A 20,814-nucleotide genomic window follows, 5' to 3' on the forward strand; every position below is an offset into this window, starting at 1 on the left:
CGGGCGCTGGTATCGTCGTCAGCTGGCGCGCGGGCCGGCTGGTGCCCGCGTGGCCGCACCACGTCTCCCGTGCTCGGTGAGGCGATCCCACCAGCCGCTCCCGACGACGACGGAGGACGCGCCGTGCGCACGTACTCGCCCAAGCCCGGTGAGGTCACCCGGGCCTGGCACGTCATCGACGCCACCGACGTGGTGCTCGGTCGACTCGCCAGCCAGACCGCTGTCCTGCTCCGCGGCAAGCACAAGCCGCAGTACGCCCCGCACGTGGACGTCGGCGACTTCGTCGTCATCGTCAACGCCGGCAAGGTCGCCCTGACCGGGTCCAAGCGGGACGAGAAGGTCGCCTACCGCCACTCCGGCTACCCGGGCGGTCTCAAGACCATCCCCGTCGGCGACCAGCTGCGGACCCACCCCGACCGCGTCATCGAGCGCGCCGTCAAGGGGATGCTGCCGCACAACAGCCTGGGCCGGCAGATGCTCAAGAAGCTGAAGGTGTACGCGGGGCCCGAGCACCCGCACGCCGCTCAGCAGCCCCAGCCCTTCGAGATCAAGCAGGTGGCCCAGTGACGACCGCCCTCAACGTGACCGACGCCGAGGGGCGTCCGGTGCAGACCGTCGGCCGCCGCAAGGAGGCCGTCGTGCGCGTCCGGCTGCTGCCGGGCACCGGCCAGTTCCGCCTCAACGGCCGCACCATCGAGCAGTACTTCCCGAACAAGGTGCACCAGCAGCTCATCCGCGAGCCGCTGGTCACCGTCGAGCGGGCCGAGCAGTACGACGTCGTCGGCATCCTCCGGGGCGGCGGCGTCAGCGGGCAGGCCGGCGCGCTGCGCCTGGCCATCGCCCGGGCGCTCGTCGAGGTCGACGCCGAGGACCGCCCGGCCCTGAAGAAGGCCGGCTTCCTCACCCGCGACGCCCGCGTCACCGAGCGCAAGAAGTACGGCCTGAAGAAGGCCCGCAAGGCGCCTCAGTACTCGAAGCGCTGACCGGTACGCCCGTGGGTCGCCTCTTCGGGACCGACGGCGTCCGGGGTCGGGCCAACGCCGACCTCACGCCGGAGTTGGCCCTCGCGGTGGCACGTGCCGCCGCAGGCGTGCTCGCCGACCGCGGCGGGACCCAGCGTCCCGTCGCGGTCGTCGGCCGCGACCCCCGCGCCAGCGGGGAGATGCTCGAGGCCGCCGTCGTGGCCGGCCTCGCCAGCGCCGGTGCCGAGGTGCTGCGCGCCGGGGTGCTGCCCACCCCGGCGATCGCGCACCTGACCGCGCACACCGGCGCCGACCTCGGCGTGATGATCTCCGCCAGTCACAACCCGATGCCCGACAACGGCATCAAGCTGTTCAGCCGCGGCGGGCACAAGCTGCCCGACGCCGTCGAGGCCGCCGTCGAGGAGGCCGTCACCGGCGGGGACGCCGCGGGACCCCGCCCGACCGGTGCCGGGGTGGGCCGCGTCCGGGACCTCCCCGACGCCACCGCGGCCTACGTCGAGCACCTGCTCGCGACCGTCCCCCGGCCGCTCACCGGGCTCACAATGGTCGTCGACTGCGCCCACGGCGCGGCGGCGGCCTGCGCCCCGGAGGTCTACCGCCGCGCCGGCGCCACGGTGCACGTCGTCGGCGGCGAGCCCGACGGCTGGAACATCAACGACGGCATCGGCTCCACGCACCTCGGCCCCCTCACCGAGGCGGTGCGCGCGCACGGCGCCGACCTCGGCATCGCGCACGACGGCGACGCCGACCGCTGCCTGGCGGTGACGGCCACCGGGGAGCAGGTGGACGGCGACGCCATCCTCGCCGTGTGCGCCCTCGACCTGAAGGAGCGGGGCTCGCTCGCGGAGGACACCGTGGTCGCCACGGTGATGAGCAACCTCGGGTTCCACCACACGATGCGCGACGCCGGGATCGCGGTGCACACCACCGCCGTCGGTGACCGGTACGTGCTGGAGGCGCTGCGCACCCGCGGGCTGTCCCTGGGGGGCGAGCAGAGCGGCCACCTGGTCTTCCTCGAGCACGCCACGACCGGTGACGGCCTCCTCACCGGGCTGGCCCTGCTCGCGCGGATGGCCGGCACCGGTGCCTCGCTGGCCGAGCTGGCCTCGGTCGTGCAGCGCCTGCCGCAGACCCTCGTCAACGTCCCGGTGACCGACCGCATGGCGGTCGTGGAGAGCGAGGAGGTCGCCGCCGCCGTGAACGCCGTGGAGGCCGAGCTGGGGGACGACGGCCGGGTCCTGCTGCGGCCCTCGGGCACCGAGCAGCTGGTCCGGGTCATGGTGGAGGCGCCCACCCAGGAGACGGCCGACGCGGTGGCCGCCCGGCTGGCCGAGGTCGTCGCCCGCTGCTCCTGACCCCGGGCCCGCGGCCGACCCCCGGTCGTGACCGGTGGGACGGCTGCGGGCCGAGGGGGCCGAGTGCCCCGACGGGGGGTGCTGCGGCCGTGTCGGACGGATCGGTCCGCCACCGCCGGTACCGTGGGCCCAATGTGCGGCATCGTGGGGTACGTCGGTCCTCGGGACGCGCGGGACGTCGTCCTGGAAGGTCTGCGGCGGCTGGAGTACCGCGGCTACGACTCGGCGGGGATCGCCGTCCTCGCCGACGGTGGGCTGAGCGCGGCGAAGAAGTCCGGCAAGCTGGCCAACCTGGAGAAGGTGCTCGCCGAGCACCCGCTGCCCGAGGCGGGCACGGGCATCGGGCACACCCGGTGGGCCACCCACGGCGGGCCGACCGACCGCAACGCGCACCCCCACCTGTCCGCCGACGGGTCGGTCGCGGTGATCCACAACGGGATCATCGAGAACTTCGCCCCGCTGCGGTCCGAGTGCGAGGCGACGGGCGTCGAGTTCCGCTCCGAGACCGACACCGAGGTGGCCGCGCACCTGCTGGCCGCCACCTACCGCGAGACCCCGGAGGGCCCGGGCCGGCTGGCCGAGGCGATGCGCCGGGTGTGCCGCCGGCTCGAGGGCGCCTTCACCCTGGTCGCCTCGCACGCCGACGAGCCCGACACGCTGGTCGCGGCCCGGCGCAGCAGCCCGCTCGTGGTCGGCGTCGGGGACGGCGAGTACTTCCTCGGCTCCGACGTCGCGGCGTTCATCGCGCACACCCGCGAGGCCCGCGAGCTCGGCCAGGACCAGGTCGTCGAGATCGACCGCACCCGGGGGCTCACGGTCACCACCTTCGACGGCGCGCCGGTCGAGCCGGTCGCCTACACCGTCGACTGGGACGCCGCGGCCGCCGAGAAGGGCGGCTACGACTGGTTCATGCTCAAGGAGATCGCCGAGCAGCCCCGGGCGATCGCCGACACCCTGCTGGGCCGGCTGGGCGAGCAGGGGCAGCTCGTCCTCGACGAGGTCCGCCTCTCCGACCAGGACCTCCGCGACGTCGACAAGGTCTTCGTCGTGGCGTGCGGCACCGCCTACCACGCCGGCCTGATCGCCAAGTACGCCATCGAGCACTGGACGCGGATCCCGGTCGAGGTCGAGCTGGCCAGCGAGTTCCGCTACCGGGACCCGGTCCTCGACCGGTCGACCCTCGTCGTGGTCATCAGCCAGTCCGGCGAGACCATGGACACCCTGATGGCGCTGCGGCACGCCAAGGACCAGAAGGCCCGCGTGCTGGCCATCTGCAACGCCAACGGGTCGACCATCCCGCGGGAGTCCGACGCGGTGCTCTACACGCACGCCGGGCCGGAGGTCGCCGTCGCCTCCACCAAGGGCTTCCTGACCCAGCTGGTCGCCTGCTACCTGGTGGGCCTCTTCCTCGCCCAGGTGCGCGGCATCAAGTACGCCGACGAGGTCGGCTCGGTGGTCGACCAGCTGCGCCGGCTGCCCGACGCCGTCGAGCACGTGCTCGGCGGGATGGACGCCGTGCGCGAGCTGGCGCGCTCCCTGGCCGGCGAGGGGACGATCCTGTTCCTGGGCCGGCACGTCGGCTTCCCGGTCGCCCTGGAGGGTGCGCTCAAGCTCAAGGAGCTGGCCTACATCCACGCCGAGGGGTTCGCCGCCGGCGAGCTCAAGCACGGCTCGATCGCGGTCATCGACCAGGGCACGCCGGTCATCTGCATCGCCCCGGCACGGCTGAGCCCGCTGCACGGCAAGGTGGTCAGCAACATCCAGGAGGTGCGGGCCCGCGGGGCGCGGACCATCGTGATCGCCGAGGAGGGCGACGAGGACGTCGTCCCCTACGCCGACCACCTGGTCCGGGTGCCGGCCACGCCGACCCTGCTCTCGCCGGTGGTGACCACCGTGCCCCTGCAGGTGTTCGCGTGCGAGATCGCCGACACCCGCGGCTACGACGTCGACCAGCCCCGCAACCTGGCCAAGAGCGTCACCGTCGAGTAGGAGGACCCCTCTGCCCCCCACCGCCCGCACGCTCGCGGCGGGACCCTGCAGAGGGGCCGTTCCAGTCGGTCACCACGCTGCGCGGGTGGGGCGGCGGCACGGCAGACTGGCGGCGTGGTCATCGGGGTGGGCATCGACGTCGTCCCCGTGGCCCGCTTCGCCGAGTCGCTGGCCCGCACCCCCGCGCTGCGCGACCGGCTGTTCACGCCCGCCGAGCAGCACACCCCCGCCGGGTCGGCCCGCACCGGCGAGTCGCTGGCCGCCCGGTTCGCGGCCAAGGAGGCGCTGGCCAAGGCGCTCGGCGCCCCCGGCGGCCTGCAGTGGCACGACGCGGAGGTGACCGTCGGCGAGCGCGGCCGCCCGCACCTGGTGGTGCGCGGCACCGTCGCGGCGCGGGCCGCGGAGCTGGGCGTGACCGACTGGCACCTGTCGCTGAGCCACGACGGCGGGATCGCCTCGGCCGTGGTCGTCGCCGAGCGCCGCACCGGGGAGGTCGGGTGAGGGGCCTGCACACGGCCGCGGAGGTCCGCGCCGCGGAGGAGCCCGTGCTGGCCGCCACCCCCGAGGGCGCGCTCATGCAGCGCGCGGCCACGGGGCTGGCGACCGTCTGCCTGGAGCTGCTGGGCCGGTGCTACGGCGTCCGGGTCACCGCGCTGGTCGGGGCCGGCAACAACGGCGGCGACGCGCTGTTCGCGGGCGCGCAGCTGGCCCGCCGGGGGGCCCGGGTCACCGCCGTCCTCCTCGACGCCGACCGCGCGCACCCCGCCGGGCTGGCCGCGCTGCGCGCCGCCGGCGGTCGGGTGACCGGTCCGGGCGGGCCGACCGGCCTGGAGCGCGCCGACCTCGTCCTCGACGGGATCGTCGGCATCGGCGGCACCGGCGGGCTGCGCGAGCCCGCGACGGCGCTGGTGGCCGCCGCGGCCGCCGGCCCCGGTCTCATGGTCGCCGTCGACGTCCCCAGCGGGGTCGACGCCACCACGGGGGCCGTGCCCGGGGCGGCGTTCCCCGCCCAGCACACGGTGACCTTCGGCGCCGTGAAGGCGGGCCTGGCCGTGGGGGAGGGGCGCGGGTACGCCGGCACCGTCCACCTCGTCGACCTCGGCCTGGAGCTGCCGGCGGCCGGCCTCGCCCAGCTCGCCGACGCCGACGTCGCCGACCGGCTGCCGCCGCCGGCCCCGGACGACGACAAGTACTCGCAGGGCGTGGTCGGCATCGTGGCCGGCTCGGCCGCCTACCCGGGCGCCGCCGTCCTGTGCACCGGCGCGGCGCTGCGGACCCGGCCCGGCCTGGTCCGGTACGCGGGCACCGCGGCCGACGGCGTCCGTGCGGCGTGGCCGGAGACGATCGTGACCGAGGGCCGCCCCGGGGACGCCGGCCGCGTGCAGGCCTGGGTGGTCGGCCCGGGCATGGGCACCGACGAGGACGCGCGCAGCGTCCTGATCGACGTGCTGGCCACCGACCTGCCGGTGCTGCTGGACGCCGACGCCCTCACGATGGCCGCGCAGGAGCCCGACCTGGTGCGGGGCCGGGCGGCGCCGACGGTGCTCACCCCGCACGACCGCGAGTTCGCCCGCTTCGGCCGGGAGCCCGGGCCCGACCGCGTCGGCGCGGCGCGGGCCCTGGCGGCCGACCTGGGCGCCGTCGTCCTGCTCAAGGGGGACGCGACCGTGGTCGCCGACCCCGACGGCCGGGCGTTCGTCAACGGGACGGGCACCTCGTGGCTGGCCACCGCCGGCACCGGCGACGTGCTCTCCGGCATCGCCGGGGCGGTGCTCGCCACGGGGCTGGACCCCGCCGAGGCGGCGGCGACCGCCGCCCACCTGCACGGGCGGGCCGGCCAGGTGGCCGCCGAGCGCGGGCCGCTGCTCGCCGGGGACCTGGTGCGCCGGCTCCCGGAGACCCTGGCCCGCCTGCGCCGGTGACCCGGGCGGGCCTGGGAGGATCGACCCCGTGACCCACCCCGCCCGCGCCGAGGTGGTCGTCGACCTCGACGCCATCGCCGCCAACACCGCCGTGCTCCGCGAGCGGGTCGGCCGGCCGCTCATGGCGGTGGTCAAGGCCGACGGGTACGGCCACGGCATGGTGCCCGCCGCCCGCGCCGCGCTCGCCGGTGGCGCCGACGCCCTCGGCGTCGCGGTCGTCGAGGAGGCCCTGGCGCTGCGCGCGGCCGGGATCACCGCGCCGGTGCTGGCCTGGCTCAACGGGCCGGGGGAGGACCTCGCGGCGGCGCTCGCCGCCGACGTCGAGGTCTCGGTCAACGCGGTGTGGGGGCTGGAGGAGGTCGCCGCCGCCGCCCGGGCCACCGGCCGCACCGCCCGGCTGCACCTCAAGGTCGACACCGGGCTCTCCCGCGGTGGCGCGACACCCGACCGGTGGCCGGCCCTCGTGGCCGCCGCCGCCCGCGCCCAGGGCGACGGTGAGGTCGAGGTGGTCGGGCTGTGGAGCCACCTGGCCTACGCCGACGCGCCCACGCACCCGACGATCGGGCTGCAGGTGGGCGTGTTCGAGGAGGCGGTGGCGATCGCGCGGGACGCCGGTCTGACCGGCGCGCGCCGGCACCTGGCCAACTCGGCGGCCACGGTGGCGCTGCCGCACACCTGGTTCGACATGGTGCGGCCCGGGGTGGCGGTCTACGGGCTGGACCCGCTCGGCGGGGACCCCGCCGTCCACGGCCTGCGCCCGGCCATGACGGTCCAGGCGCGCGTCATGCTCACCAAGCGGGTGCCGGCCGGCGCCGGGGTCTCCTACGGGCACACCTACGCCCCGGAGCGGGAGACGACGCTGGCCGTCGTCCCCGTGGGCTACGCCGACGGCGTCCCGCGGGCGGCCGGGAACCGGGCCCCGGTGCTCGCCGCCGGGGCGCACCGGACGATCGCCGGCCGGGTGTGCATGGACCAGTTCGTGCTCGACGTCGGCGACGACGCGGTCGCGCCCGGTGACCGGGTGGTGCTGTGGGGGCCGGGCACCGGCGGGGAGCCCACCGCGCAGCAGTGGGCGGATGCCGTCGACACCATCCACTACGAGCTGGTCGCCCGCATCGGCGGGCGGTTCGTGCGCCGGCACGTCGGCTCGGCCGGTGCCGTCTGATGGCCGCCCGCCCCCCGGCCCGCCGCCACCAGCCCCACCTCCCGCACACCCGCGCCGGGGTCGTCGGCGCCCTGCTCGGCCTGGCCGCCGCCGGGACCGCGGTCGGGGTCGCGGTCAGCCGGGCCGCCGCACGGCGGGTCGGCGCCGAGCGGATCGGGTCCGCGGCCGGCCTGCCGCCCGGCGCCTCGGACGCCGAGCTGCGCGAGGACGACCCGCTCGGCCCCGGCTCCCGGCGGGCGGACCGCACCGCGCTGGTCCAGGCCGACGACGGCGTGCTGCTGCACGTGGAGGAGATCGGGCCGACCGACGCCCCCCTGACCGTCGTCTTCGTGCACGGCTACTCGCTGTCCCTGGCGTCCTGGACCTTCCAGCGCCGCACGCTCGCCGCCGAGCTCGCCACCGCCAACGGCTCCCGGCCGGGCGCCCGCCTCGTCTTCTACGACCAGCGCGGCCACGGCGCCTCCGGCCGCGGTCCGGCCGAGCACGCCACCATGGCCCAGCTGGGCCGTGACCTCGCGCGGGTCCTGGACACGCGGGCGCCGCGCGGGCCGGTCGTCCTCGTCGGGCACTCGATGGGCGGGATGACGGTGATGGCGCTGGCCGCCGTCCGGCCCGACCTGTTCGGCGACCGGGTGGTGGGCGCGGCGCTGCTGAGCACCTCGAGCGGCAACCTGGCCGATCTCAGCTTCGGGATGCCCGAGCTGCTCACCCGCGTGCGGGCGGCGGTGATCCCGGTCGCCGCGTACACCATGCGCCGCCGGCCGGCGCTCGCCGAGCGCACCCGCCGGCTGGCCGCCGACCTGATCTCGCACCTGACGTGGGGGCTGTCGTTCGCCTCGGACGACGTCGACCCGGAGCTCGGCCGGTACGTCGACGCCATGATCGCCGGCACGCCGGTCGAGGTGATCGCGGAGTTCTACCCGGCCATCGCCGGCCTCGACGAGACGGCCTCCCTCCGCCCGCTGCGCACCGTGCCGACCCTGGTGCTCACCGGCGACTCCGACCGGCTCATCCCGCCCGGGCACAGCGAGGCGATCGTCGAGCTCCTCACGCGGGAGGGACCGGCCGACGTGGAGCACGTCGTCGTCCCCCGGGCCGGGCACATGGTGCCGCTGGAGCGGCCCGACGAGGTCACCGGCGCCCTGTCAGCGCTGCTGCGCCGCGCCGGCGCCGGGACACCCGCCCGCGGGTGACGTCCGCACGGTGCCGGTGAGGTGCCCGCCGTTAGGGTGCCTGCGTGGCCGCACCCCGACCGCCCCGGCTCGACGCCGCCGCCGAGGAGGTGGCGGCCACCGCCCGGGCGGCGCCGGACTGGGCCGCGCTGGCCGGAGCCGCCCGCGGCTGCCTGGCCTGCCCCGAGCTCGCCGGCGCCCGGCAGCACGTCGTCGTCGGTGACGTCCCCGTGTCGGGCCGGCCGCTGTTCGCCCTGGTCGGCGAGGCACCCGGGGCGACCGAGGACGAGACCGGCCGCCCGTTCGTCGGCCGGTCGGGAGCACTGCTGGACCAGTTGCTCGCCGAGGCCGGGCTGGACCGCGCCCGGGCCGCGGTGCTCAACGTGGTGAAGTGCCGGCCGCCCGGCAACCGCACCCCGAAGGCGCCCGAGGTCACCCGGTGCAGCGGGTGGCTGCGCCGCCAGCTGGAGCTGCTCGACCCGCCGGCGGTCGTGGCGCTCGGCCTCTCCGCGGCCAAGTGGTTCCTCGGTCCGCGCACGGTGCTGGCCGCCGCGCGCGGCCGCGCGCACGACGTGGACGGGCGGGCCGTCTGGGCCACGTACCACCCGTCTGCGGCGATCCGGTTCGGCCCGAACGGCGCGCCCCGGGCCGGGCTGCTCGAGGACCTGCGGGCCGTGGCCGGGACCCTGCGGTGAGGCGGGAGCACCTGCTGCCGGCGGTCGAGGACACCCGCGCCCTCGGGGCCGAGCTGGCCGGGCTCGTGCGGGCCGGGGACCTCGTCGTCCTGGTCGGGCCGCTCGGGGCGGGCAAGACCGCCTTCACGCAGGGGCTCGGTGCCGCGCTCGGCGTGGGGGAGCCGGTGACCTCGCCGACCTTCGTCATCGCCCGGGTGCACCGGGGCGGCCGGCTGCCGCTGGTGCACGTGGACGCCTACCGGCTCGGCGGGGCGGCCGACGTCGACGACCTCGACCTCGACGCGTCCGCGGAGGAGTCGGTGACCGTGGTCGAGTGGGGTCAGGGTCTGGTCGAGCAGCTCGCCGACGAGCACCTGGAGGTGCGGCTGGACCGCCGGGACGACGACGTCCGGACGGCGGTGCTGGTGCCGCACGGTCCCGGGTGGGAGGGGCGGCTGGCCGGCGGCTGAACCGCCCGGATCAGGTGCCGTCCGGCCCCAGCGCCGTCAGCAGCTCGACGTCCCGGTGGCCGGCCAGCGCGGTCAGCCCCGCGTCGAACGTGACCACCCGGGACACCTCGCCGGCGGGCCAGGGCCGGCAGGTGCGCACCGGTCACCTTGCGGTGCCCTGCGGTGGCGGGGACGTCCGGGTCGACCACCCAGACGTCGTCCACGAGGAACCGGTGGGCGCCGACGCGGCGCCGGCGGGCGAGGACCTCCCGTGCGGCGGCGGCACCGATCGGGCTGGGCAGGACCGCACGGTTCGAGGAGACGCGGACCCTCGTCGAGGGCCCGGTCGACCATCGACGGCGTGATGGGCGGGGTGCCGCTCGGGACGCGGATGACCGGGAGCTCCCCGTCGCTCTCCACCCGGGCCGGGGTCAGCCCGCGGCGGGCGAGCTCCGAGATCACGGAGCCGATCGAGCGGCGCGCTCACAGCCGGCTCGCGGGCGGCGGCGAGCACGTCCTCGTCCAGGTCGAGGGTCGTCCGCATCACCGCATCACCGCATCACCTGCCGCGTCCCGCGGGTACGCGGCGCCGCGGCACTACGCTGGTCGGTCGTGCTCGTCCTCGCCCTCGACACCGCCACCCCGACCCTGGTCGCCGGGGTCGCCCGCTGGGCCGACGGGCGGGCCGACGTCCTCGCCGAGCGCGCCCTGCCGTCGGGCACCCGGCACGCCGAGCTGCTCACCGGGGCGGTCACCGAGGTCCTCGTCGAGGCCGGGCTCCGCGTCGCCGACCTCGGTGCGGTCGTCACCGGCCTGGGGCCGGGGCCGTTCACCGGTCTGCGGGTCGGGGTGGTGACCGCCGCGGCGATCGGCGACGCGCGCGGGCTGCCGGTGGTCGGCGTCTGCTCGCTGGACGCCGTGGGCGCCGGCGCCCGCGCCGTGGTCACCGACGCCCGGCGCAAGGAGGTCTACTGGGCCGTCTACGGCGCCGACGGCGGGCGTCTCGACGGGCCGGGGGTCGCCCGGCCCGAGGAGCTCGCCGTCCCCGGCCCGGTGGTGGGGGACCCGCGCTTCGCCGACCGGCTCGGCGTCGACGTCACCCCGGCCGACGTGACCACCGCCGGGCTGCTGCGCGCGGCCGGCCCGCAGCTGGCCGACCCGTCCTCCGCCGGCCCGCTGGTGCCGCTCTACCTGCGCCGCCCGGACGCCGTCCCGCCCACCTCCTACAAGCCGGTGAGCTCGGCGTGAGCGCCCGGCTGCGGCCGATGCGGCTGGCCGACCTCGACGCCGTCCTCGCGCTGGAGGAGGAGCTGTTCGCCCCCGACACCTGGACGCGGGCGATGTACCGGGACGAGCTCTCCCGGACCGACACGCGGCACTACCTGGTGGCCGAGGACGGCGACCGGGTCGTGGGCTACGCCGGGTTGATCGCCTACGACGACGAGGCGCACGTGGCCACCATCGGGGTGACGACCGGCCGCCAGGGCGAGGGCATCGGCGCGCAGCTGCTCGACGCGCTGCTGGCCGAGGCCGACCGGCGCAGCCCGGTGGTGCTGCTGGAGGTGCGCGCCGACAACGAGGCGGCGCAGGCGCTGTACCGGCGGCGGGGGTTCGTCGAGATCGGCCGCCGCCCGCGCTACTACCAGCCGAGCGGCACGGACGCCGTCGTGATGAAGAGGGAGCGGACAGGGGTGTGAGCATCGCAGCGAGGGACGAGCGCGGAGCGGAGCGCTCCGCGGGAGCGACCGGAGGCAGGGAGCGGACAGGGGTGTGAGCATCGCAGCGAGGGACGAGCGAGGAGCGGAGCGCTCCGCGGGAGCGACCGGAGACAGGGAGCTCCCGCGTGACTGACGGACCGCTGGTGCTGGGGTTCGAGACCTCGTGCGACGAGACCGGCGTGGGGCTGGTGCGGGGGCGCACGCTGCTGTCCGACGCGCTGGCCACCTCGGTGGCCGAGCACGAGCGCTTCGGCGGGGTCGTGCCGGAGATCGCCTCGCGGGCGCACCTGGAGGCGATGGTGCCGACGGTGCACCGGGCGCTGGCCGAGGCCGGCGTACAGGCCTCGGACGTCGACGCGGTCGCGGTGACGGCCGGCCCCGGGCTCACCGGCGCGCTGCTGGTGGGGCTGGCCGCCGCGAAGGCGTACGCGCTGGCCCTGGACAAGCCGCTGTACGGCGTCAACCACCTGGCCGCGCACGTGGCGGTCGACGAGCTGCAGCACGGGCGGCTGGCCGAGCCCTCGCTCGCGCTGCTGGTCTCCGGCGGGCACAGCTCGCTGCTGCTGGTGCCCGACCTGTCCCAGGAGGTGCGCTCGCTCGGCCGCACGATCGACGACGCGGCCGGGGAGGCGTTCGACAAGGTCGCCCGCGTGCTCGGCCTGCCCTTCCCGGGTGGCCCGCCGATCGACCGGGCCGCGCGCGAGGGGGACCCGGCCGCGATCGACTTCCCGCGCGGGCTCACCGGCCCCCGCGACGCGCCCTACGACTTCTCCTTCTCGGGCCTGAAGACCGCCGTCGCCCGCTGGGTGGAGGCCCGGCAGCGGGCCGGCGAGCCGGTGCCGGTGGCCGACGTCGCGGCGTCGTTCCAGGAGGCGGTCGCCGACGTGCTGACCGCCAAGGCGGTGCGGGCCTGCCGCGAGCACGGCGTGGACCACCTCGTGCTGGGTGGCGGGGTGGCGGCCAACTCCCGGCTGCGGGCGCTGGCCGAGGAGCGCTGCGCGGCGGCCGGCATCGTGCTGCGGGTGCCCAGCCCCCGGCTGTGCACCGACAACGGCGCGATGGTGGCGGCGCTGGGCTCCCGGCTGGTCGCGGCGGGGGTGGCGCCGTCGGCACCGGACGTCGGCGCCGACAGCTCGCTGCCGATCGACGTCGTCACGCGCTGATGCGGTGGAGGTCCGTCGGGGTCACGCCGGCGGATCCGCTCCGCAGACGAGGGCGGTGGGCCGCCCGGCGACCCGGGTGACGACGACGGTCGCCGAGCCGTCGCCCGGCCCGCGCAGCTGCCGGGCGAGCTGCTCGGGCTCGATCGCCGACCCGCGCTTCTTCACCACGACCCGGCCGACACCGCGGCTCCGCAGCAGCGCCCGCAGCCGCTTGAGGTGGAACGGCAGCACCGCGTCGACCCGGTACGAGGACACCCACGGCAGGTCGGCGGGGGCTCCCGAGGTCAGGTAGGCGATCGTCGGGTCGACGAGCGTCGCGCCGAGCTCGGCGGCGACGAGCGCGACCAGTCCCGAGCGGATCACCGCCGGGTCGGGCTCGTGCAGCCAGGCGCCCACAGGCCCGGTGGGCGCGGAGCCGGGGTCCTCGTCGGCGGTCAGCTCCAGCACCGCGTCCCCGTGCACCAGGGACGCCCGGCGCCAGGCCGTCGACACCCCGCGCCCCCACAGCAGCGCCTCCGCGATCGAGCCGCCGGCCGACACCCACTCCGCCTCGACGCCCTCGGGCACCCGCGCGTGGTCCAGCCCGGGCGCCACCTTCACCACCGCCCGCGGCACCCGGTCGAGCAGCGCGATTACCGTCGGCCAGGGCGGCGACCAGCGGTCGGGGTCGAGCCGGCGCCGGCCGCCGGCGCGCCGGGCCGGGTCCAGGACGGCGGCGCGGCACCCGGCCACCGTCCCCCCGTCGGCGGCGGCGACCAGGTCGACGACGTCGGCGTCCACCACGGTGACCCGGTCGGCCAGACCCAGGGCCCCGGCGTTCGCGGCGGTCAGCTCCCGGGCAACGGGGTCGCGGTCGACCGCGACCACCGCCGCGCCGGCCCGGGCGAGGGCGATCGCGTCGGTGCCCGAGGCGCACCCGAGATCGGCGGCCGGGTCGGTGCCGTCGGCGAGCAGCCGCGCCGCCCGGCGGGCGGCCAGCGCCGGGCGGCCGGCCTGCTCGAGGGTGTCGGCGGTCAGCAGCAGGACGTCGGCGTCCGCGCCGAACACCGGCCGGGCGCGGGCCCGCAGCCGGGCGAGCTCCCATGCCGGGCCGGCCAGCTCGGTCCCCACCTCGGCGCGCAGCCGGGTCAGGCCGGCCAGCACCTCGGCGCCCCCGGCGAGCAGGTCGGCGGCCCGGGCGGTCGCCCGTTCCCCGGCGGGGGTGCGCAGCGCGCGCAGCGCGGTGAGGTCGTCGGGCACGCCGTCAGGGTCGCGCACGCCCGCTGCTCCCGGGGCCGGGGGACCCGGTTGAGTGGCTGGCACTCTCCTGGGTAGAGTGCCAACCGACACGGGCAGGTGCCTGACCCCCGCGACGGCAGGCCCGGCCTCCGTGCCACAGCATCAGCTACACCTACCCAGCCGTCCGAGCCAGAAGGGGGCGTCACCGACGTGACGACCGCTACCAAGGTCACCATCAAGCCGCTGGAGGACCGCGTCGTGGTCCAGGCCAACGAGGCCGAGACCACCACCGCCTCGGGTCTGGTCATCCCGGACACCGCCAAGGAGAAGCCGCAGGAGGGCACGGTCGTGGCCGTGGGCCCCGGCCGCGTCGACGACAACGGCAACCGCGTCCCGCTCGACGTCAAGGTCGGCGACGTCGTCATCTACTCGAAGTACGGCGGCACCGAGGTCAAGTACGCCGGCGAGGAGTACCTGGTGCTCTCCGCCCGCGACCTGCTCGCCGTCGTGGAGAAGTGACGGCGCTCCTCTAGCAGGAGACCCTCGTCCTCTCCGGCCTCGTCCGGAGGCTCGCGCCGAGCGTGCGAGGCGTGAGAGGGACGAGGTCCTCCCTCCGACCGCCCCGGCGACCCGACTGTGACCGGGTCCCGGGGCGGTCGTCGTCCCACCCCCCCTGCACCCTTGATCGGAAGGGCCCCATGGCCAAGATCATCAAGTTCAACGAGGACGCCCGCCGCGCGCTCGAGCGCGGCGTGGACAAGCTGGCCGACGCGGTCAAGGTGACCCTCGGCCCGCGCGGCCGCAACGTCGTCCTCGACAAGAAGTTCGGCGCCCCGACCATCACCAACGACGGGGTCACCATCGCCCGCGAGGTGGAGCTCGAGGACCCGTACGAGAACCTCGGCGCCCAGCTGGCCAAGAACGTCGCCACCAAGACCAACGACGTCGCCGGTGACGGCACCACCACGGCCACCGTGCTGGCCCAGGCGCTGGTCCACCAGGGCATGCGGACCGTCGCCGCCGGCGCCAACCCCATGGGCCTCGGCCGGGGCATGCGCGCCGCCGCCGAGGCGGTCACCGCGCAGCTGGACTCGGTCGCCATCCCGGTCGACGACCAGCGCTCGGTCGCCGAGGTCGCCACCATCTCCGCGCAGGACGCCGAGGTCGGCCGGCTCATCGGCGAGGCGATGGAGAAGGTCGGCAAGGACGGCGTCATCACCGTCGAGGAGAGCAACACCCTCTCCACCGAGCTGGAGGTCACCGAGGGCGTCCAGTTCGACAAGGGCTACCTCTCGCCGTACTTCGTCACCGACCCCGAGGCGATGGAGGCCGTCCTCGACGACGCCCTCGTCCTGCTGGTCAGCGGCAAGATCAGCGCGCTGGCCGACCTGCTCCCGCTGCTGGAGAAGGTGCTCTCCACCGGCAGCCGGCCGCTGCTGATCGTCGCCGAGGACGTCGAGGGCGAGGCGCTGTCCACCCTGGTCGTCAACTCCATCCGCAAGACCGTCAAGGTCGTCGCGGTGAAGTCGCCGTACTTCGGTGACCGCCGCAAGGCCTTCATGACCGACCTCGCCGTCGTCACCGGCGGTCAGGTGGTCAGCGAGGACGTCGGCCTCAAGCTCGACTCCGTGGGCCTCGAGGTCCTCGGCACCGCGCGCCGGGTGACCGTCACCAAGGACGCCACCACCGTCGTCGACGGCGGCGGGACGACGCAGGCCATCGGCGACCGCGTCGCGCAGATCCGCCGCGAGATCGAGGCGACCGACTCCGACTGGGACCGCGAGAAGCTGCAGGAGCGGCTGGCCAAGCTGGCCGGCGGCATCGGGGTCATCCGCGTCGGCGCGGCCACCGAGGTCGAGATGAAGGAGAAGAAGCACCGGATCGAGGACGCCATCGCCGCCACCCGCGCGGCGGTGGAGGAGGGCGTCGTCCCCGGTGGCGGTTCCGCGCTGGTGCACGCGGTCGCCGCGATCGACGCCCTCGACCTCGACGGTGACGAGCTGATCGGCGCCCGCGCCGTGAAGGCCGCCCTCGACGAGCCGCTGGTGCGGATCGCCGAGAACGCCGGTTTCGAGGGCCGCGTCGTGGTCGCCAAGGTCCGCGAGGCCGGCAAGGGCTCGGGCTTCAACGCCGCGACCGGCGAGTACGGCGACCTGGCCGCCCAGGGCGTCATCGACCCGGTCAAGGTCACCAAGGCCGCGCTCTCGAACGCCGTCTCGATCGCCTCCATGGTGCTGACCACCGACTCCGCCGTCGTGGAGGCGCCGGAGGAGGAGCACGAGCACGCCGGGCACCACACCCACGGTCACTCGCACGGCCACGGGCACGCCCACTGAGCGAGGACCCCGGTCGGGGGGCGCGCCGCCCGGCGCGACCCCCGACCGGGGTCTGACGGGGTGGCGGGGGTCGGTCCGGTTCGCCGGGCCGGCCCCCGCCGCCGTTCTCCCGTCCGCCGTTCTCCCGTCCGTCGCCCGGGGCCCGGGCGCTCAGCCGGTGGGACGGCCGCCGTCGGCGGCCAGCGCGGCGACGAGCCGGCGGACGACGTCCCGGCACGCCGCCAGCTCCGCCGCCGTCAGGCCGGTGGCCGCCAGGACCCGTGCGCGCCGGTCGTCGCCCCGCCGGACCAGCTCCTCGAGCGTCCGGCGCCCCTCGGCCGTGACCGACAGCAGCGGGGCGGTCCGGTGGTCCGGGTTGGGGGTGCGCACGAGCAGCCCGGCGGCGACCAGGTCGTCGGCCACCCGCTGGACCGACTGCCGCGCCAGGCCGAGCCGGCGCGCGGCGTCGGCGACGGTGCGGGGCGCGTCGGACAGCACGCTGAGCACGTGCCACCGGGCCGCGGTCTGACCCGCGCCGGCGGCGATCGCCTCGCTCGTGCGGCGTGAGGCGCCGGCGAGCTCGTAGACGTCGGCGACGAGCAGGCGGTACGCGGCGAGAACGTCGTCCACATGTGACAGCGTACTGTCGTACCGACAGGATGCTGACGGAGGTGGCGACATGCTGGCCGACGCACTGCACGCACCCGGCGCGGCGCCCGGGGCCGACCTCGACGACTTCGGGCGGCTCGTGGGGGCCTGGGACCTCGACTGGACCGGGCTGGGCCCCGATGGCGCCTGGCACCGGGCCACCGGGGAGCTGCACGTGGGCTGGGTGCTGGGCGGCCGCGCGGTCCAGGACGTCTGGATCGTCCCCGGTCGCGGTGAGCCCGGCGAGGGCGTCCCGCCGCTGGCCTTCCACGGGACCACGGTCCGCTTCCCGCACCCGGCCGGGGGGCGGTGGCTGTCGACCTGGATGGACCCGGTCAACGGCCGGGTCCGGCGCTTCGTCGGTCACCGGCAGGGGGAGGACGTCGTCCTGCTCAGCGACGACGAGGAGCCCTGGCTGCGCTGGCGGTTCACCGACGTCACCCCCGACGCCTTCACCTGGTGGGCGGAGAGCTCCCGCGACCGGGGCGCCACGTGGGTGCACGACGAGCGCATGGCCGCCCGCCGCCACCCGGGTGGGTGAGCGACCGAGGGCCGGCCCAGCAGCTGCTGGACCGGCCCTCGGTGATGTCAGGGGGCGGGCTCACACGCCCGCGGCGACGGCGGCGGGCTCCGCGGCGATCAGCCGGGCCCGCTCCTCCTCGCTCATGCCGCCCCACACGCCGTAGGGCTCGCGGACGGCCAGGGCGTGCTTCAGGCAGGCGTCGACGACGGGGCAGCGGGCGCACACGGCCTTGGCGGCCTGCTGGCGCCGGGCCCGGGCCGGACCGCGCTCACCGTCCGGGTGGAAGAACAGGGCGGTGCTCTCGCCACGGCAGGCCCCGTGCAGCTGCCAGTCCCACACCTCGGCCACGGGTGTCGGGAGTCGGCGGATGTCGGCCATGTCGGTCCTCCTCGGCTCGGTGCCAGCCGGAGGGGACATCCCGGCCGCACGGGGCCGGTGCCCTTCGCCTCGACGGGTCAAACACACGTCGACCCCGCATTTTCCCGGTTCCGCCCTCCCCCCGCTGGGTGAGAGGCGCTGTCGCCCTCCCAGGCGCTCGATCAAGGTGATCCCAGGTCGTGCCGTATCCCGTGGGGAGCCCCCCGCGGGGCGGCCGTAATCCGGGGGCACGGACGTCGCCGGGGGGACGAGGAGCAACCGTGATCGACGACAGGATGCGCGGCCCGGGTCAGGGCACCACCACCGTCTGGGTCTACGACGAGCGCCGCCGGGTGCGCGACGACATCGCCGGCCGCCTGGTGGCGCTGCCGTTCGTCAGCCGGGTCGAGGTCGTGGGGGACGCCGCCGCGCTCATGGCCCGCCTGGCCACCCGGATGCCCGACGTCCTGCTGATCGGCACCCAGCGCGCCGTCGACTCCGGCCTGACGGTCGCCACCCAGGCCCTGCGCGCGCACCCCCGCCTGCGGGTGCTCGTGCTCGGCGCCCCGGACGACGCCGAGACCGTGCGGGCCGCCGTCGCCGCGGGGGCCCGCGGCTACCTGCGCTGGGACGCCAGCGCGCTGGAGATGGGCCTGGGGCTGTCCCGCGTGGGGCTGCGCGTCGACGGGCGGCCGCCGGTGCCGGGTGCCCCGCACGCCGGGGTCCCGCTGGCCTCGGTCGGTGCCTCGAACGGCGCGCCGTCCTGGAACGGGGCCACCCCGCTGGCGGGCTCCGCACCCACGACGGTGCGCTCCACGGTGCGCGAGGTCGCCCCGGTCGCGCTGTCCATGCGGGAGATGCAGGTGCTCACCGGCATGAGCCAGGGGAAGAGCAACGCGCAGATCGGCCGCGAGCTCTACCTCTCCGAGGACACGATCAAGACCCACGCCCGCCGGCTGTTCCGCAAGCTCGGCGCCAAGGACCGCGCCGAGGCGGTCGCCACCGGGTTCCGCCGGGGCATGATGCAGTGACACGGCGGTCCTCCGGGACGAGAACACGGTGAGCGCCCCCTCCCACCTCAGGAGGGGGCGCTCACCGTGTTCTCGCGGTCGGTGCCGAGCCGCTCAGTCGTCGCGGGCGTGCCGGCCGGTGCGCCCGGAGCCGGGCTCCTCGCGCTCGGCGCGGGCGGCCACCCCGTCGGCGTACCCGCTGGCGTAGTCCCAGCTGACGTAGTCGTCGGGATCGGGGTCGAACGGCGGCTCGTGCCGGCCGGTCTGCCCCTCCTCCAGCAACTGCCGCAGGTTGGCCTGCATGAGGGCCCAGTCGACGTGGTGCTCCTCGTCGCAGTCGGGGCAGTCCACGACGATCCCCTTGATCCCCGTGGGTTCCAGCAGCGTGCGGAACACCTCCAGCTCGGCGAGGTCGTCCAGGACGCCGGCCCGCTCCTCCATGGTCAGCGGCGGCGGACCCGGCTGGTCGGGGGCCCCGAAGTCGGGGCCGTCATCGAACGCACTCACGTGTCCACGGTAGTGGCCCGGCGGGCATCACACCGCCCCCCCGGGAGCCGCCGCCTACGATCGGACCCGGAACCCCGGGCGCCCACGAGGGTGCCGGCCCGATCCGGAGGTAGTGGCGCCCATGCAGCCCGACGACCGAGCACCCGAGCTGCCGGCGAAGTTCGCACCCCTCGGCCTCACCTACGACGACGTGCTCCTCATCCCGGGCGAGTCCGACGTCGTCCCGGCCGACGTCGACACCAGCAGCCGGCTGACCCGCGGGATCCGCCTGGCCGTCCCCCTGCTGTCCAGCGCCATGGACACGGTGACCGAGGCCCGCATGGCGATCGCCATGGCCCGCGTCGGCGGCGTCGGCGTCCTGCACCGCAACCTCGCCGCCGAGGAGCAGGCCGGCCAGGTCGACCTGGTCAAGCGCTCGGAGGCCGGGATGGTGACCAACCCGGTCACCTGCTCCCCGGACAACACCCTCGCCGAGGTGGACGCCCTGTCCGCCCGCTACCGGATCTCCGGTGCGCCGGTCGTGGACGCCGACGGCGTCCTGGTCGGCATCTGCACCAACCGCGACATGCGCTTCGAGACCGACCAGCACCGCCTGGTCCGCGACGTGATGACGCCGATGCCGCTGATCACCGCGCCCGTGGGCGTGGACGCCGACACCGCGCTGGCGCTGCTCGCCAAGAACAAGATCGAGAAGCTGCCGATCGTGGACGACGCCGGCCGGCTGCGCGGGCTGATCACCGTCAAGGACTTCGTCAAGCGCGACCAGTACCCGCACGCCACCAAGGACGCCGACGGCCGGCTCGTCGTGGGGGCGGCCCTCGGTGTGGGCGAGGACGCCTACAAGCGGGCCGGGCTGCTGGTCGACGCGGGGGTCGACGTGCTCGTCGTCGACACCGCGCACGGCCACCAGCGAGCCGTCCTCGACATGGTGGCCCGGGTGCGGGCGGACTTCGGCGGCGACGGCGGCGTGCAGGTGGTCGGCGGCAACGTCGCCACGCGGGCCGGCGCGCAGGCGCTGGTCGACGCGGGGGTGGACGCGGTGAAGGTCGGCGTCGGCCCCGGCTCGATCTGCACCACCCGCGTGGTGGCCGGGGTCGGCGTCCCCCAGGTCACCGCGATCCACGAGGCGAGCCTGGCCGCGAAGCCGGCCGGCGTGCCGGTCATCGCCGACGGCGGTCTGCAGTACTCCGGCGACATCGCCAAGGCCCTGGTCGCCGGCGCCGACACCGTGATGATCGGCGGGCTGTTCGCCGGCGTCGAGGAGGCGCCCGGCGAGCTGGTCTTCATGAACGGCAAGCAGTACAAGACCTACCGCGGCATGGGGTCGCTCGGTGCCATGCAGAAGCGCGGCAACCAGTCCTTCAGCCGGGACCGGTACTTCGCCGACGACGTCCTCTCCGACGACAAGCTCGTCCCCGAGGGCATCGAGGGGCAGGTGCCCTACCGCGGCGCCCTGGCCACCGTGGCCCACCAGCTCGTCGGCGGGCTGCGCGCCTCCATGGGCTACGCCGGGGCGGCCACCGTCGCGGAGCTCCAGGAGCGCGGCCGGCTCACCCGGATCACGTCGGCGGGCCTGGTGGAGAGCCACCCGCACGACATCCAGATGACCGTCGAGGCCCCCAACTACCGAGGCCGCTGAGGTGAAC

23 protein-coding genes are annotated in these 20,814 nt (G+C 76.2%); 18 read left to right on the top strand and 5 right to left on the bottom strand.

Features of this window, described 5'->3' with window-relative positions:
* Window positions 1-123 precede the first annotated feature (123 nt).
* The 10 genes from rplM to tsaE all read left to right on the top strand — a co-directional run bounded on the left by rplM (window position 124) and on the right by tsaE (window position 9,730).
* The gene (gene rplM / locus ACI8AC_RS00965; protein ID WP_456894336.1) at window positions 124-567 is read left to right on the top strand and encodes a 50S ribosomal protein L13; all 444 of its coding nucleotides are present in this window, start codon (window positions 124-126) and stop codon (window positions 565-567) included.
* Window positions 564-983 (top strand): 30S ribosomal protein S9, encoded by a 420-nt coding sequence (rpsI, locus tag ACI8AC_RS00970; protein ID WP_117375652.1) that lies wholly within the window; start codon window positions 564-566, stop codon window positions 981-983. The genes rplM and rpsI overlap by 4 nt, the downstream gene beginning before the upstream one ends.
* 11 nt (window positions 984-994) lie before the next feature.
* The gene (glmM, locus tag ACI8AC_RS00975) at window positions 995-2,338 is read left to right on the top strand and encodes a phosphoglucosamine mutase (RefSeq protein ID WP_456894339.1); all 1,344 of its coding nucleotides are present in this window, start codon (window positions 995-997) and stop codon (window positions 2,336-2,338) included.
* Window positions 2,339-2,470: 132 nt separating this feature from the next.
* Complete coding sequence (gene glmS / locus ACI8AC_RS00980; protein ID WP_456894341.1) at window positions 2,471-4,327, top strand: glutamine--fructose-6-phosphate transaminase (isomerizing); 1,857 nt, start codon at window positions 2,471-2,473, stop codon at window positions 4,325-4,327.
* Between the two features lie 114 nt (window positions 4,328-4,441).
* The gene (locus ACI8AC_RS00985) at window positions 4,442-4,828 is read left to right on the top strand and encodes a holo-ACP synthase (RefSeq protein ID WP_456894343.1); all 387 of its coding nucleotides are present in this window, start codon (window positions 4,442-4,444) and stop codon (window positions 4,826-4,828) included.
* Window positions 4,825-6,249, top strand: a complete 1,425-nt coding sequence (locus tag ACI8AC_RS00990; RefSeq protein WP_456894345.1) for an NAD(P)H-hydrate dehydratase — start codon at window positions 4,825-4,827, stop codon at window positions 6,247-6,249. The genes ACI8AC_RS00985 and ACI8AC_RS00990 overlap by 4 nt, the downstream gene beginning before the upstream one ends.
* A 28-nt stretch (window positions 6,250-6,277) precedes the next feature.
* Window positions 6,278-7,414 carry an alanine racemase gene (gene alr / locus ACI8AC_RS00995; RefSeq protein WP_456894347.1) on the top strand — a complete coding sequence of 379 codons (1,137 nt, stop codon included), beginning with the start codon at window positions 6,278-6,280 and terminating at the stop codon, window positions 7,412-7,414.
* Window positions 7,414-8,607 carry an alpha/beta fold hydrolase gene (locus ACI8AC_RS01000; protein WP_456894349.1) on the top strand — a complete coding sequence of 398 codons (1,194 nt, stop codon included), beginning with the start codon at window positions 7,414-7,416 and terminating at the stop codon, window positions 8,605-8,607. The genes alr and ACI8AC_RS01000 overlap by 1 nt, the downstream gene beginning before the upstream one ends.
* Window positions 8,608-8,651: 44 nt before the next feature.
* Window positions 8,652-9,281, top strand: coding sequence for a uracil-DNA glycosylase (locus ACI8AC_RS01005; RefSeq protein ID WP_456894351.1), 630 nt, complete (start codon window positions 8,652-8,654; stop codon window positions 9,279-9,281).
* Entirely contained in the window at window positions 9,278-9,730 is a 453-nt protein-coding gene (tsaE, locus tag ACI8AC_RS01010; RefSeq protein WP_456894353.1) for a tRNA (adenosine(37)-N6)-threonylcarbamoyltransferase complex ATPase subunit type 1 TsaE, read from the top strand. The genes ACI8AC_RS01005 and tsaE overlap by 4 nt, the downstream gene beginning before the upstream one ends.
* A gap of 10 nt (window positions 9,731-9,740) precedes the next feature.
* On the opposite strand, the gene ACI8AC_RS01015 is transcribed toward tsaE, so the two are convergent.
* Window positions 9,741-9,869, bottom strand: a complete 129-nt coding sequence (locus ACI8AC_RS01015; RefSeq protein ID WP_456894355.1) for a hypothetical protein — start codon at window positions 9,867-9,869, stop codon at window positions 9,741-9,743.
* 452 nt (window positions 9,870-10,321) lie between these two features.
* Between ACI8AC_RS01015 and tsaB the strand changes: the two genes are divergently transcribed.
* The 3 genes from tsaB to tsaD all read left to right on the top strand — a co-directional run bounded on the left by tsaB (window position 10,322) and on the right by tsaD (window position 12,590).
* Window positions 10,322-10,957 carry a tRNA (adenosine(37)-N6)-threonylcarbamoyltransferase complex dimerization subunit type 1 TsaB gene (tsaB, locus tag ACI8AC_RS01020; protein WP_456894357.1) on the top strand — a complete coding sequence of 212 codons (636 nt, stop codon included), beginning with the start codon at window positions 10,322-10,324 and terminating at the stop codon, window positions 10,955-10,957.
* Window positions 10,954-11,406 (top strand): ribosomal protein S18-alanine N-acetyltransferase, encoded by a 453-nt coding sequence (gene rimI / locus ACI8AC_RS01025; protein ID WP_456894359.1) that lies wholly within the window; start codon window positions 10,954-10,956, stop codon window positions 11,404-11,406. The genes tsaB and rimI overlap by 4 nt, the downstream gene beginning before the upstream one ends.
* Window positions 11,407-11,552: 146 nt before the next feature.
* A complete protein-coding gene (gene tsaD / locus ACI8AC_RS01030) occupies window positions 11,553-12,590 on the top strand; it encodes a tRNA (adenosine(37)-N6)-threonylcarbamoyltransferase complex transferase subunit TsaD (RefSeq protein WP_456894361.1) in 1,038 nt (345 codons plus the stop codon).
* A gap of 21 nt (window positions 12,591-12,611) precedes the next feature.
* Here the strand turns inward: tsaD and ACI8AC_RS01035 are convergent, their stop codons facing one another.
* Window positions 12,612-13,847, bottom strand: a complete 1,236-nt coding sequence (locus tag ACI8AC_RS01035) for a THUMP-like domain-containing protein (RefSeq protein ID WP_456894363.1) — start codon at window positions 13,845-13,847, stop codon at window positions 12,612-12,614.
* 171 nt (window positions 13,848-14,018) lie between these two features.
* On the opposite strand from ACI8AC_RS01035, the gene groES reads away from it, so the two are divergent.
* Complete coding sequence (gene groES / locus ACI8AC_RS01040) at window positions 14,019-14,327, top strand: co-chaperone GroES (protein WP_097205740.1); 309 nt, start codon at window positions 14,019-14,021, stop codon at window positions 14,325-14,327.
* A gap of 179 nt (window positions 14,328-14,506) precedes the next feature.
* On the top strand, window positions 14,507-16,144 hold the full coding sequence (gene groL, locus ACI8AC_RS01045; RefSeq protein ID WP_456894366.1) for a chaperonin GroEL: 1,638 nt from the start codon (window positions 14,507-14,509) through the stop codon (window positions 16,142-16,144).
* Between the two features lie 150 nt (window positions 16,145-16,294).
* Here groL and ACI8AC_RS01050 read toward each other — a convergent pair whose 3' ends face one another.
* A complete protein-coding gene (locus ACI8AC_RS01050) occupies window positions 16,295-16,753 on the bottom strand; it encodes a MarR family winged helix-turn-helix transcriptional regulator (RefSeq protein WP_456894368.1) in 459 nt (152 codons plus the stop codon).
* 49 nt (window positions 16,754-16,802) lie between these two features.
* Between ACI8AC_RS01050 and ACI8AC_RS01055 the strand changes: the two genes are divergently transcribed.
* Window positions 16,803-17,312: a hypothetical protein gene (locus ACI8AC_RS01055; protein ID WP_456894370.1), complete on the top strand. Its 510-nt coding sequence runs from the start codon at window positions 16,803-16,805 to the stop codon at window positions 17,310-17,312.
* A 60-nt stretch (window positions 17,313-17,372) separates the two neighbouring features.
* Here ACI8AC_RS01055 and ACI8AC_RS01060 read toward each other — a convergent pair whose 3' ends face one another.
* Window positions 17,373-17,672 carry a WhiB family transcriptional regulator gene (locus ACI8AC_RS01060; RefSeq protein ID WP_117375669.1) on the bottom strand — a complete coding sequence of 100 codons (300 nt, stop codon included), beginning with the start codon at window positions 17,670-17,672 and terminating at the stop codon, window positions 17,373-17,375.
* Between the two features lie 260 nt (window positions 17,673-17,932).
* On the opposite strand from ACI8AC_RS01060, the gene ACI8AC_RS01065 reads away from it, so the two are divergent.
* Window positions 17,933-18,682: a response regulator transcription factor gene (locus ACI8AC_RS01065; RefSeq protein ID WP_456894372.1), complete on the top strand. Its 750-nt coding sequence runs from the start codon at window positions 17,933-17,935 to the stop codon at window positions 18,680-18,682.
* A gap of 93 nt (window positions 18,683-18,775) precedes the next feature.
* Here ACI8AC_RS01065 and ACI8AC_RS01070 read toward each other — a convergent pair whose 3' ends face one another.
* Window positions 18,776-19,168 carry a DUF5319 family protein gene (locus ACI8AC_RS01070; protein WP_456894374.1) on the bottom strand — a complete coding sequence of 131 codons (393 nt, stop codon included), beginning with the start codon at window positions 19,166-19,168 and terminating at the stop codon, window positions 18,776-18,778.
* A gap of 121 nt (window positions 19,169-19,289) precedes the next feature.
* Between ACI8AC_RS01070 and guaB the strand changes: the two genes are divergently transcribed.
* On the top strand, window positions 19,290-20,807 hold the full coding sequence (gene guaB, locus ACI8AC_RS01075; protein ID WP_117375677.1) for an IMP dehydrogenase: 1,518 nt from the start codon (window positions 19,290-19,292) through the stop codon (window positions 20,805-20,807).
* Window positions 20,808-20,814 lie beyond the last annotated feature (7 nt).

It is taken from the genome of Geodermatophilus sp. SYSU D00758 (genome assembly GCF_054049955.1).

Bases quoted from the DNA above. Each gene is read 5' to 3' on its own strand.
- glmS (WP_456894341.1), top strand. From the start codon at position 2,471: ATGTGCGGCATCGTGGGGTACGTCGGTCCTCGGGACGCGCGGGACGTC.
- ACI8AC_RS01000 (WP_456894349.1), top strand. From the start codon at position 7,414: ATGGCCGCCCGCCCCCCGGCCCGCCGCCACCAGCCCCACCTCCCGCAC.
- groL (WP_456894366.1), top strand. From the start codon at position 14,507: ATGGCCAAGATCATCAAGTTCAACGAGGACGCCCGCCGCGCGCTCGAG.
- ACI8AC_RS01055 (WP_456894370.1), top strand. From the start codon at position 16,803: ATGCTGGCCGACGCACTGCACGCACCCGGCGCGGCGCCCGGGGCCGAC.
- ACI8AC_RS01060 (WP_117375669.1), bottom strand. From the start codon at position 17,672: ATGGCCGACATCCGCCGACTCCCGACACCCGTGGCCGAGGTGTGGGAC.
- guaB (WP_117375677.1), top strand. From the start codon at position 19,290: ATGCAGCCCGACGACCGAGCACCCGAGCTGCCGGCGAAGTTCGCACCC.